The following is an 11,713-nucleotide window of genomic DNA, read 5'->3' on the forward strand; positions in this document are numbered from 1 at the left end:
GCGGCGGGTCACGACCGGCGGGCGCGGCGCAGGCCGGCGAGGGCAAAGCCGGCGCCGGCGACGCCGAGGGCGGCGAGGCGGGCGGCGGTCCACCGCCGGTGGTGCCAGCCACCGTCCACAGCGGACGGGTCGTCGGCGGGTGCGAAGACGGTGCCCGACGTCGGCGCGGCCGGCTCGCCGCGGAAGGTTGTCCGGTCGGCGTACACGGCCATGACCCGCTCGTGGAGGCCGGGCGCGAGCCGCCACTGCCGGGCCAGCAGCGCGCCCACGCCGCCGGCGTGCGCCTCGCGACGCGGGTGTTCGAGCAGCCGGACGATGCGGCGGGCGACCACCTCGGGCGCGTACACGGGCGGGAGCGGCCCGACCCGCACGCCGGTGTGGTTGGCGGCGTTGCGGTACAGCGGGGTGCCGATGGAGGCCGGCAGCAGCACGCAGACCGAGATCTCGCGGTCGCCGGCCAGCTGCAGCTCCTGCCGCACGGCGCCGGAGAGCGCGCGCACGCCGTGCTTGGCCGTGGTGTAGCCGCTCAGGTAGGGGACGGTGACCTCGCCGAGCACGGAGGAGACGTTCACGATGACGCCGCCGCCGGTGGCCCGCAGGTGGGTGATGGCGGTGCGGGTGCCGTACGCGACGCCGAGCAGGTCGGTTTCGATCACCCGGCGGAACTCGTCGATCGGCTGGTCGGTGAAGGTGCCGTACGCGGCGACGGAGGCGTTGTTGACCCACGCGTCGAGCCGGCCGAACTCCTCGACCGCCCGCTGGGCGAGCGCCTCCACGGCGGCCGGCTCGGTGACGTCGACAGGTACCCCCAAGGCGCGGCCGCCCTCGGCGCGGCAGGCGCTGACCACCTCGGCCGTGGCGCCCGGACGCCGGGCCCCGACGACCACCGCCGCACCCCGGCGGGCCAGACGCAGCGCGGTGGCCGCGCCGATGCCACCCGACCCGCCGGTGATCACGACGACCGAGTCGGCGAGATCACGGGTGAGAGGCACGCGGCCTCCCGGTCGCCGGGCGCGTCGCGCCGGTGCCGCCCAGCGAGCTGGGCGCGTTCGGGTTGGCGTCCTCGTGCACGCCGATGCCGAGCCGGTCGACGAGCTCGCCGCCCAGCCACGCCGAGGCGCCGCCGAGCGCCACCGCGATCACCTGGAGGGTGAAGGCGCCGCCACTGGGCGCGTGGTTGACGTTGTTCAGCCGGACCAGCCAGGAGATCAGGAAGAGCACGAGCACGGCCGCGTTGAGCGCGCCGTGCAGGGCGCCCACCCGCTTGGCGCGGGTGTCGCGCGGGATGCTGGTCCAGTCGGCGAAGCCGGTGAGCGCGGCGAGCACCGCGCCGATGAGGCCGGCCGAGATCATCCAGAACCCGACCTCGGCGAACGTGCCGTTGTCGCTGATCAGGTGGATCAGGTCGAAGATGGTACCGGTGACGAAGAGCCCGAGCGGGAACACCACCAGCATCTGGTGCACCGGGTGCCCGAGGGCTCGCACGCGTGTCTGCACTGGGTTCTCCTGCCTCAGAAGTCAGGTAAAACGGTCTTTTCGGTGACCCGCCGCTCGGCCAGGTCGGCCAGGCGGCGCAGCGACTCCCGGTTGCGGCGGTGCAGGACCAGGTCGTTGATCTTGGTCCGGGCACCGCGCAGCGGCCCCGCCCGGAAGTCCTCCGCGATCCGCACGGTCGTGTGGCCCGGGTCCAGCTCGGTCAGGGTGATCACGACCTCGGCCTCGCCGAGCGGCCACAGCCGGGGACGCAGGCGCAGCTCACGCAGGTCGTCGCTGCTGATCACGCTCGTGCTGTCGTGGATCGAGACCGGCCACGGGCCGGCCTTGTGGTGGATCTCGGTGCCGGGCGCCGGCCAGCCCGGGTCGACGTCCCGCACGTGGGCGGTGCCCACGACCCAGTCGCTGTACGTCCACCCGTCCGCCAGTACGGCCCAGACCCGGTCGGGAGTCGCCGCGACGGTCCGTTCCACCACTGCCATGACATGTGACTTGCCCGGTGGCGGCGGACTTATGCCTCGCCGCCCCAGGTGTCGCCGCCCATCCGGGTGCGCAGGCGTACGACCGTGCCGGAAGGACCGCTGTCGATCTCCATGGAGTCGCTCATCTGCCGGGCAATCCACAGCCCCATGCCACCGTGCACGGACGGGACGGGCCGGTCGAGACGGCGCAGGTACGGCTCGGCAGCGAAACCGGGACCGTGGTCCCGGACTTCGCAGCAAAGGTCGCCGTCCAGCCAGATGCGCAGGTCACCGGTGCCCCCGCCGTGCCGGACCGCGTTTGCCATCAGCTCGTTGACGGCGGTGACCCAGTCGCTGGCGCGATCGGCCGACATTCCGCACTCGCGCGCGATCGCCTCCACCTGCAGCCGCACGGCGGGCAGGCCGCCGGGAGCGATCGGAACAGCGAGCAGCGACCGCATGCCGGGGACCAGACGACCATCCGGCTGGCGCCCAACCACAGCGGCCCTCCCCATTCCCGTTGTCCCTTTCCCATGACATGGATCACTGCACGGAGGAATGTACCCACTCGCGAGAAACCAAACCCGTCCCTCCGGACCGCGGTGTGGTGGGAACGCGTGGGCGCGGCCACGGGGACTACGCTTCTGCCCGTGGTCGAGGCGCTGGGTGGAGGGAGCGACGAGCGGCTGCGCCGGATCGAGGCGCTCACCGACACCTCGCTGTCCCAGCTCGACCCCGACGACATGATCAACGAGCTGCTCGACCGGGTACGCGGCGTGCTCGGCACCGACACCGCCGTGCTCCTGCTGCTCGACACGCACGCCCAGCAGCTCGTGGCGACCGCGTCCAAGGGCCTTGAGCAGCGCCTTTGGGAGGGCGTCCGGGTGTCCGTCGGCCGCGGCTTCGCCGGCCGGATCGCCGTCGAAAAGCGGGCGCTGGCGCTTGACGACGTGGGGCCGGGCGACCTGGCCAGCCCGCTGCTGCTGGAGGCCGGCATCCGGGCGCTGCTCGGGGTGCCGATGTTCGCCGCCGGCGAGCTGATCGGGGTGCTGCACGTGGGCTCCCGCACCCCGCGCAGGTTCACCGACGACGACATGCGGCTGCTCAAGCTCGCCGCCGACCGGGCCAGCGCCGCCGCGCAGGCGCAAGCGCGCGGCATCGACCGCACCGCGGCGCTCGCGCTGCAGCGCAGCCTGCTCCCCACCCGCCTGCCCGAGGTGCCCGGTGTCGAGATCGCCGCCAGGTACGTGCCGGGACACGACGCGGGTGTCGGCGGCGACTGGTACGACGTGTTCACCCTGCCCAGCGGCTGGCTCGGCGTCGTGATCGGCGACGTGTCGGGGCACGGCCTGCGCTCGGCGGTCGTGATGGGCCGGCTGCGCAGCGCGCTCCGGGCGTACAGCCTGGTCTGCGACGACCCGGCCGACGCGCTCACCCTGCTTGACCGCAAGGTGTACCACTTCGAGGCGGGCAACCTCGCGACCGTGATGTACGCGATGGTCTCCCCCGACGCCACCACCGTCCAGGTGTCGCTCGCCGGCCATTTCCACCCGGTGCTCGCGGTGCCCGGCCGGCCGGCGGTCTTCGCGGAGGCGCGGGTCGACCTGCCGCTCGGCCTCGGCGGACGGCACGGAAAGCGGCACCGCACGGAGCTGCCGCTACCGCCCGGCTCGGTGCTCGTCTGCTACACCGACGGCCTGATCGAACGCCGCGACGAGGTGATCGACGTCGGACTCGAGCGCCTCCGCGCGTCGGTCACACCCGGCCCGGCGGAGCAGGTCTGCGCCGCCGTGATGGCCGCCGTGGCCGAGGAACGTCCCGGCGACGACATCGCCATGCTCGCTATCCGCCGCACCTGACGTATCGGCCCCCGCCGGGCCGAAGGTCCCGTCCCGTGGGGACGGTGTGGCCCTACGCGCGTCCGTCCCGCACCGGCAGGCTCGAGACGAGCGACGGTCAGGGAGGTCACGAGGATGAGCACGAGGGAACGCACTGCCCAGGCGGCACTCGCGGAGGCCGCGGCCGCCGCCGGGCAGGCGCCGTCGGTGCACAACACGCAGCCGTGGCGGTGGCGTGTCACCGCCGACGCGCTGGACCTCTACGCGGTGCGCGACCGGCAGCTCGACGCCGGCGACCCGGAAGGCCGGCTGCTCACGCTCAGCTGCGGCGCCGCGCTCGACCACGCGGTGGTCGCGCTGGCCGCGGAGGGCTGGGCCACGCGCGTCTCCCGGCTGCCCGACCCGGCCGACGCCGACCACCTGGCGCGGATCACCGTGACCGGCCGGGTGCCGGTCACCGCCGCGGCCATGCGGCGCTTCCAGGCGGTACGGCTGCGCCACACCGACCGCCGGCCGGCCGGTGACGTGCCGGCGGCACCGGAGGCGGTCGGCGCCATCGCGGCGGCGGCCGCGGCGCACGGCGTCGACCTGCACCTGCTCACCCGCGACCAGGTGCTCGACCTCGCGGCCGGCGCGTCGCGGGCGGACCGGGTCGAGGCCGGCGACGACGCCCAGCGGGCCGAGCTCGTGGCCTGGACCGGCGGCGACCGGCCCGACGGCACCGGCGTGCCCGACGCCGTGATCCCCGAGCGGGCGCCGGAGACCACCGTGCCGGGTCGCGACTTCGCGCACGCCGGCACGCTCCCGATCGGCGACGGGCACGACAAGGCGGCCACCTACGCGGTGCTCTACGGTCCCGGCGACGAGGCCGCCGACTGGCTCCGCGCGGGCGAGGCACTCTCCGCGGGATGGCTCGCCGCGACCGCGCAAGGGATCGCCGTGCTGCCGTACAGCTCGGTCGTCGAGCAGCCCGCCATCCGGGCCGCCCTGCGGCACGCCATCGCGGACGTCGGGTACCCGTACCTGGTGCTGCGCCTCGGCACCGCCGACCCGGACGCCGCCGGGCCGCCGCACACCCCTCGGCTGCCGGCTGGCCGGACCGTGGAGGTCGCGGATGGATAGGATCCGGACGTGTCGAGCGAGGACGAGGAGGCGTGGGCGTCGCCTTCGCTGGGTTTGAGCCCGCTGTCCCGGGTGCGGCTCGACGAGCTGCTGCAAGAGCTACTCGACCGGGTCGGCGAGGTGGTCACCAGCCGGGAAAGGCTCCGTTCCCTGCTGGACGCCGTCGTCACCATCGGCAGCGGCCTGGAGCTACGCGGCGTACTCACCCGGATCGTCGAAGCCGCCTGCTCACTGATCGGCTCCCGCTACGGCGCGCTCGGCGTCATCGGACCCGACCGCACACTCGTCGAGTTCATCACCCACGGCATCTCCCCCGACCTACACGCCAAAATCGGCGACCTGCCACACGGACGCGGCCTGCTCGGCCTACTCATCGAAGACCCACGACCAGTCCGCCTCCCAGACATCACCAAGCACCCCAACTCCTACGGCTTCCCCCCACACCACCCACCAATGCACAGCTTCCTCGGCACCCCCATCCGCATCCGCGACCAAATCTTCGGCAACCTCTACCTCGCCGAAAAACAAGGCGCCGCCGAGTTCACCCAAGACGACGAAGAAATCGCCGTCGCCCTCGCCGCCGCCGCCGGCGTCGCGATCGAAAACGCCCGCCTCTTCGCCACCGCACACCGCCGCGAACGCTGGCTCGCCGCCACCGCCGAAATCACCAACGTGCTACTCGGCCAAGTCAACCGCACCAGCGCCCTACAACTCGTCGCCCGCCGCGCCCGCGAAGTCGCCGAAGCCCAACTCGTCCTCGTCCTACTCGCCGACGAAGAAACCGGCCAACTCACCGTCGAAGTCGTCGACGGGCCGGCGCCCGAGCTGGAGGGCGCTGTCGTCCCGGCTTCCGGTACGGCTTTCGCGCGCGCGATCACCGGTACGGACCACGTGGTCGTCGACGACCTCGGCAAGGCCGCCACCTGGCCGGCGCCCATCACGACCGGGCCGGCGTTGATAACGCCGCTCGCGGCCACCGACACGCTGCACGGCGTGCTCGTCGTCGCCCATCCCTCCGGGGCGGCCAGCCGGCCCGAGGACCTGCCGATGCTGCACACGTTCGCCGGGCAGGCCGCACTCGCTCTCGAACGCGCCCGCGCCCAGGACGAACGCGAACAGCTCCTGCTGCTCGAAGACCGCGAACGGATCGCGCGCGACCTGCACGACGTCGTCATCCAACGGCTGTTCGCCACCGGCCTGCAACTGCAGACCGCCGCGCAACTCGCCACCAGACCGGACGTCGCCCAACGCATCAGCGGCGCCGTCGACGACCTCGACACCACCATCCGCGACATCCGCACAGCCATCTTCGAGCTGCGTACCCCGGCGAACGCCGCCCTGCGCACCGAGATCCGCGACCTCGTCGCGGCGGCCGCGGAGGCGCTGGGGTTCCGGCCGGAGCTGCGGCTCGACGGGCCGATCGACAGCGCGGTACCGGACGAGATCCGCCCGGATCTGCTCGCGGTCGTGCGCGAGGCGCTGTCGAACACCGCACGCCACGCCCGGGCCACCGCCGTGCGGATCACGGTCGAGGCCGTCAACCGCCGCCTCACGGTCACCGTTGTCGACAACGGCGTCGGCGCGTCCGGCGCGCAGCCCCGCGGCGGCCTTGTCAACCTGCGCGAGCGGGCCACCCTCCACGGCGGCGACTTCGCGATCGGTCCGGCCGAAACGACCGGCACCCGCGTCGTCTGGTCCGTCCCGATCTGAGGCAGTGCCTAGAGCTTGTGCTCGCCGAGCAGGCGGGTGGCCAGCACCGCGGCCTGCGTGCGGCGCTCCAGGCCCAGCTTGGCCAGCAGGCTGGAGACGTAATTTTTGACCGTCTTCTCGGCCAGGAACATCCTCGCCGCGATCTCGCGGTTGGTCAGACCCTCCGCGATGTACTCCAAAATCCGCCGCTCCTGCTCCGTCAACGACTTCAGCTCACGCGGCTCCTCCACACCATGCCGGATCCGCTCCAGCACCCGCGCCGTCACCGCCGGATCCAGCAACGACTGCCCCGCCGCCACCCGCCGCACCGCATCCACCAGATCCGTGCCACGAATCTGCTTCAACACATACCCGGCCGCACCCGCCATGATCGCCGCGAACAACGCCTCGTCGTCCTCGTACGACGTCAGAATCAAACCCTTGATCGACGAGTCCACCGCCCGCACATCCCGGCACACATCAATGCCACTACCATCCGGCAACCGACCGTCGAGAATCGCCACATCCGGCCGCAACGCCGGAATACGCCGAGCGGCCTCCTGCGCCGACCCGGACTCCCCCACCACCTCGATATCGCCCTCAGCCTGCAACAGATCAGCCAGACCACGGCGGACGACCTCATGGTCGTCGAGGAGGAAGACCTTAATCACCCCACCTTTGTACCGACCCGGACGCCGGATGTCACAGGGCCAAAGGTCCCGGCGCCCGCGGCGACACGGCCCTTGAGGCGCTGAGCCGGGCCGCGCTCGCCGGGTGCCCAGCCGGCCGGCGCCAACCGGCCTCGGACCCGATCCCGCCCGCCCGCGGGCCCGCGCGGAGGGGACCTCTGGCCCTGCCGCCGGCCGCCCGCGAGGGCGCACTGTGGCCGGTATGACCAGCACCGGCTACACCACCGCCCTCCTGGAGACGGCCGTCGCGGCGGCCATCCGCGCGCCGTCTCTGCACAACAGCCAGCCGTGGCGCTTCCGGCTGCGCGACGGCGGCATCGAGGTCCTGGTCGAGCGGGACCGGCCGCTGCCCGTCGCCGGCCACGGTGACCTGGGCGACTGGGCGGCGCACCTGGCCTGCGGCGCGGCCGTGTTCAACCTGCGGCTCGCGCTCGCCGCCGAAGGCGTGCCGCCGCGGGTACGGCTGTTCCCCAACCCGGACGACCCGGACGTGGTCGCCCGCCTGGAGCCGGACCGGCCGCGCCCGGCCACCCCCGCCGAGCTGGAGCTGCTCGCGGCCGTACCGCGCCGGCGCAGCAGCCGGCTGCCGTTCTTCCCCGAGCCGGTGCCGGGCGAGATCCGCTGGCGGCTCGTGGAGGCGGCCCGCGCCGAGGGCGGCTGGCTGGACCTTGTCGTGGGCACGGCGGCGGTGGACGCTTTCGGCGAGCTCGCCCGCGGCGCCAACCGCGTCCTGGAACGCGATCCCCGGTACCGCGCCGAGATCGCCGCCTGGACCCGCCACGGCCCCGCGCCGGACGGCGTGCCCGCGCGGGCCGGCGGGCCGGTGGCCGAGCCGCACGACCTGCTGCCGCAGCGGCCGTTCGGCGACCGCACCCGGGCACCGGGGCGGGACTTCGAGGCGGAGCCGCTGGTCGCCGTCGTCGGCGCGGCCGGCGACACCGCCGTGGACCGGCTCACCGCGGGGCAGGCCCTTCAGCGGGTACTGCTCACCGCCACCGGCGCCGGCCTCGCCGCGTCGATGCTCTCCCAGCCGATCGAGGTCGCCGCCGCGCGGGAGCGGCTGCGCACCGCCCTCAGCCGTTTCGGCAGCCCGCAGATGGTGCTGCGGGTCGGCTACGGCCAGCCCGCCTGGCCCACGCCCCGCCGGCCCGCGGCCGAGGTCATCGACATGGCCGTACGCAGCGGATAAAGGCTGTTCGGCGTGGCTCTCAGCGTTCGTTCAGGGAGCGGACGTAGCTTCGCTGGCGTTGCCTGCCTCGCACGCTGATCGGAGCCCCCATGTCGCACGTCGCCGGCACCCCAAAACGGCGGAAATATCCGCTGTGGGCGAAGCTGACGGTCATCGTGGGCGCGGTCCTCATGGTGACGAGCGGCACGGTGATCGTCGGCTCGCGGCTGCTGATCTCGCAGGTCACGTCCGACATCACCCAGACGACGCTGATCGACGGCGCGGCCGGCGCGGCGGCGCAGGCCAAGGGCAACAACATCGACGGGCCGGTCAACCTGCTGCTCGTGGGCCTCGACGAGCGGGAGGGCAGCGACGAGGAGGGCGCCCGCTCGGACACGATCATCATCCTGCACATCCCGGCCAGCCACGACCAGGCGTACCTCGTCTCCATCCCCCGGGACACCCGCGTGCGGATCCCCGCGTACCCCAAGAGCGGGTACCAGGGCGGCACGGCGAAGGTGAACGCCGCGTTCGCGGTCGGGTACGAGGGGCCCGGCACCGAGCTGGAGAAGCGGGCGCGCGGCTTCGACCTGCTCGCCAAGACGGTCAACTCGCTCACCGGCATCACGTTCAACGGGGCGGCGATCATCGACTTCCCCGGCTTCGAGTCGGTCGTCACCGAGCTCGGCGGCGTCGACATGTGCGTGGACACCCGCGCCGAGTCGATCCACATCGGCGTGACGAAGGACGGCAAGCTGGTGCGCGGCTGGTACAAGGAGGGCGCCGGCATCCAGGGCCTCCCGCCGGGCGCCAAGCCGCTCGTGCACGAAAAGGGCTGCCGCCGGATGTCGGCGATCGAGGCGCTGGACTACGCCCGCATCCGCAAGAGCCTGCCGGACGGCGACTACGGCCGCCAGCGCCACCAGCAGCAGCTGATCAAGGCGATCGGCAAGGAGGCCACGAGCACCGGCGTGCTCACCGACCCGGGCAAGCTCAACCGCGTGATCAAGGCGGCCGGCAAGGCGTTCGTGCTGGACACGCAGGGTGTGCCGGTCGAGGACTTCCTCTTCACGTTCCGCGGGCTGGCGGCCCACGACCTCATCCTGGTCAAGACCAACGCGGGTGAGTTCGCGTCGGAGACGATCGGCGGCCAGGCGTACGAGGCGCTGACCCCGGAGACCATGCGCATGCTCGCCGCTGTGCGCGACGGCACACTCCCCGACTTCCTCATGGCCCACCCCGCTTTCGTGGCCACCGGCACCTGACCGCACCCCGGCCGCCGCCCGCGGAACGCCGGAACCTGTCGGTGCCCCTGCATACGCTGGCCGGTATGCGATCTTTCGGGGGGCCGGTGTTCCGGCAAGGAGACGACGGGTACGACGCGGAGCGGACTGGGTTCAACCTCACCATCGACCACCGCCCGGAGGTGGTGGTCGGCGCGACCGGGCCGGAGGACGTGATCGCCGCGGTCGAGCTCGCCGCGTCGCGCGGCCTGGCGGTGGGAGTGCTGGCCACCGGGCACGGGCCGTCGGTGGCCGCCGACGGCCAGGTTCTGATCAACATGCGGCGGATGGACGAGGTCCGGGTCGACCCGGCCGCGCGCACGGCGTGGGCCGGCGGCGGCGCGCGGTGGTCCCACGTGATCCCGCAGACCGCGCCGCACGGCCTCGCCCCGCTCAACGGCTCCAGCGTCAACGTCGGCGTCGCCGGCTACACGCTCGGCGGCGGCGTGGGCCCGCTCGGCCGGCAGTTCGGGTACGCCGCCGACCGCGTGCGCCGCATCGACCTGGTCACCGCCGACGGGCGGCTGCGCCACGTCACGGCCGAGAGCGAGCCTGAGCTGTTCTGGGCGGTGCGCGGCGGCAAGGGCAACTTCGGCGTGGTCGTGGGGCTGGAGTTCGACCTGGTGGAGGTGTCCCGGCTCTACGGCGGGGGCCTGTTCTTCCCCGCCGAGGCGGCCGCCGACGTGCTGCACGCGTACCGCCGGTGGGCGCCCACCGCACCCGAGGAGATGTCCACGTCGGTGCTGCTGATCGACTTCCCGCCGATACCGCAGGTCCCCGAGGTGTTCCGCGGCCGGTACCTGGTCAACGTGCGCTTCGCCTACACGGGCACGGTCGAGGAGGGCGAGCGGCTCGTCGCACCGCTGCGCGAGGTCGCCACGCCGGTGCTGGACACGCTGGGTGAGGTGCCGTACGCGGAGGTCGGCGGCATCTACAACGACCCGACCGACCCCATGCCGGCGTACGACTCGAGCCTCTCGCTGCGCACTCTCGACGAGGGCGCGGTCGACGCCATCCTGGCGCAGGCGGGTCCGGACTCCGGCTCACCGCTGATCGTGGAGCTGCGCCAGCTCGGCGGGGCGTACAGCCGGCCGCCCGCGGTGCCGAGCGCGGTGGGCGGCCGCGACACGGCGTACACGCTCTTCGCCACGTGCGTCCTCCCGCCGGGCGGGGAAGACGGCGTGCGCGCGGTGCACGACCGGCTGCACGAGGCGATGCGGCCGTGGGACAGCGGCACGCTGACCTACAACTTCTGCGGCCCGCGCGACGCCGCGCCCGACCGGGTCAAGCTCGCCTTCACGCCGGAGGACTGGGAGCGGCTCGTCAAGGTCAAGGCGGCGTACGACCCGGACAACATGTTCCGCGTCAACCTCAACATCCCGCCGGCGGCCTAGCTCCTGGCCCGGGCGCTCTGGCGCAGGGTGGCGTCGACGGCCTCGCAGGGGTCGGTGACCGGCTCGATGTTGCGGACGTCGCAGGCCACCCGCCGCAGCAGGTGCCGCAGTGCCTGGCGCTCGGCCGGCTCCAGCGTGCCCAGCAGCGTGTCCTCGGCCTCGCGGACGCGGCGCTCCAGGTCCGTGTAGGCGCCCACGCCCTCGGCCGTGGGGACGACCCTGCGCTGGCGGCGGTCGGCGGGGTTGAGCTGGCGCTCGACAAGGCCGGCGCGGACCAGGTCGTCGATCAGGTAGGTCATCACGGTGCGGTCGATGCCCAGGTGGGTGGCGAGCGCCAGCTGGCTCGGCTGGTCGCCGCGGACCACGGCGGCGAGCGTCTGGTAGCCCCGCGGGCCGTGCGGGAAGTCGCCGAGGACCGTGACGACCAGGCTCTGGTATCCGCTGAGCAGCACCCCCAGATGCCACCCGAAGTCGCCGTCGTACGCGGGGCGCTCGGTCGTCATGACGGGAATCATACCGACCAACGTGCGGTTGCCACTATCATCTGCACTACATACGATCTGTGTCACCACTCA

At 73.2% G+C, this 11,713-nt stretch carries 12 protein-coding genes; 6 read left to right on the plus strand and 6 right to left on the minus strand.

Annotation, left to right across the window (positions count from 1 at the left end; genetic code table 11):
* Nucleotides 1–8: 8 nt before the first annotated feature.
* From Phou_RS00870 to Phou_RS00885, 4 genes are read right to left on the minus strand one after another with little or no spacing between them, the layout of a single operon-like run.
* Entirely contained in the window at nt 9–992 is a 984-nt protein-coding gene (locus tag Phou_RS00870; RefSeq protein ID WP_173052648.1) for an SDR family NAD(P)-dependent oxidoreductase, read from the minus strand.
* Nucleotides 976–1,497, minus strand: coding sequence for a DUF2231 domain-containing protein (locus Phou_RS00875; protein WP_173052650.1), 522 nt, complete (start codon nt 1,495–1,497; stop codon nt 976–978). Before Phou_RS00875 ends, Phou_RS00870 begins: the two co-directional genes overlap by 17 nt.
* Nucleotides 1,498–1,511: 14 nt before the next feature.
* Complete coding sequence (locus tag Phou_RS00880) at nt 1,512–1,976, minus strand: SRPBCC family protein (protein WP_173052652.1); 465 nt, start codon at nt 1,974–1,976, stop codon at nt 1,512–1,514.
* Between the two features lie 29 nt (nt 1,977–2,005).
* Nucleotides 2,006–2,416: an ATP-binding protein gene (locus tag Phou_RS00885; protein WP_173052654.1), complete on the minus strand. Its 411-nt coding sequence runs from the start codon at nt 2,414–2,416 to the stop codon at nt 2,006–2,008.
* A gap of 189 nt (nt 2,417–2,605) precedes the next feature.
* On the opposite strand from Phou_RS00885, the gene Phou_RS00890 reads away from it, so the two are divergent.
* The 3 genes from Phou_RS00890 (at nt 2,606) to Phou_RS00900 (ending at nt 6,625) form a co-directional block, all read left to right on the plus strand.
* The gene (locus Phou_RS00890; protein ID WP_246273109.1) at nt 2,606–3,814 is read left to right on the plus strand and encodes a PP2C family protein-serine/threonine phosphatase; all 1,209 of its coding nucleotides are present in this window, start codon (nt 2,606–2,608) and stop codon (nt 3,812–3,814) included.
* 114 nt (nt 3,815–3,928) lie between these two features.
* Nucleotides 3,929–4,915 carry an Acg family FMN-binding oxidoreductase gene (locus tag Phou_RS00895; protein ID WP_173052658.1) on the plus strand — a complete coding sequence of 329 codons (987 nt, stop codon included), beginning with the start codon at nt 3,929–3,931 and terminating at the stop codon, nt 4,913–4,915.
* A 54-nt stretch (nt 4,916–4,969) separates the two neighbouring features.
* On the plus strand, nt 4,970–6,625 hold the full coding sequence (locus tag Phou_RS00900) for a sensor histidine kinase (protein ID WP_173058033.1): 1,656 nt from the start codon (nt 4,970–4,972) through the stop codon (nt 6,623–6,625).
* 8 nt (nt 6,626–6,633) lie between these two features.
* Here the strand turns inward: Phou_RS00900 and Phou_RS00905 are convergent, their stop codons facing one another.
* Complete coding sequence (locus Phou_RS00905; protein ID WP_173052660.1) at nt 6,634–7,275, minus strand: response regulator; 642 nt, start codon at nt 7,273–7,275, stop codon at nt 6,634–6,636.
* Between the two features lie 220 nt (nt 7,276–7,495).
* Between Phou_RS00905 and Phou_RS00910 the strand changes: the two genes are divergently transcribed.
* The 3 genes from Phou_RS00910 to Phou_RS00920 all read left to right on the plus strand — a co-directional run bounded on the left by Phou_RS00910 (nt 7,496) and on the right by Phou_RS00920 (nt 11,138).
* Nucleotides 7,496–8,482 (plus strand): Acg family FMN-binding oxidoreductase, encoded by a 987-nt coding sequence (locus Phou_RS00910; protein ID WP_173052662.1) that lies wholly within the window; start codon nt 7,496–7,498, stop codon nt 8,480–8,482.
* Nucleotides 8,483–8,571: 89 nt separating this feature from the next.
* Nucleotides 8,572–9,726 (plus strand): LCP family protein, encoded by a 1,155-nt coding sequence (locus tag Phou_RS00915; protein ID WP_173052664.1) that lies wholly within the window; start codon nt 8,572–8,574, stop codon nt 9,724–9,726.
* A gap of 65 nt (nt 9,727–9,791) precedes the next feature.
* Nucleotides 9,792–11,138, plus strand: coding sequence for an FAD-binding oxidoreductase (locus tag Phou_RS00920; protein WP_173052666.1), 1,347 nt, complete (start codon nt 9,792–9,794; stop codon nt 11,136–11,138).
* On the opposite strand, the gene Phou_RS00925 is transcribed toward Phou_RS00920, so the two are convergent.
* Nucleotides 11,135–11,641 carry a MarR family winged helix-turn-helix transcriptional regulator gene (locus Phou_RS00925; RefSeq protein WP_173052668.1) on the minus strand — a complete coding sequence of 169 codons (507 nt, stop codon included), beginning with the start codon at nt 11,639–11,641 and terminating at the stop codon, nt 11,135–11,137. The two genes, Phou_RS00920 and Phou_RS00925, sit on opposite strands and share 4 nt — an antisense overlap.
* Nucleotides 11,642–11,713: the final 72 nt, after the last annotated feature.

Origin of the sequence: Phytohabitans houttuyneae (genome assembly GCF_011764425.1) — a bacterium.
GTDB classification, from domain to species: Bacteria; Actinomycetota; Actinomycetes; order Mycobacteriales; family Micromonosporaceae; genus Phytohabitans; species Phytohabitans houttuyneae.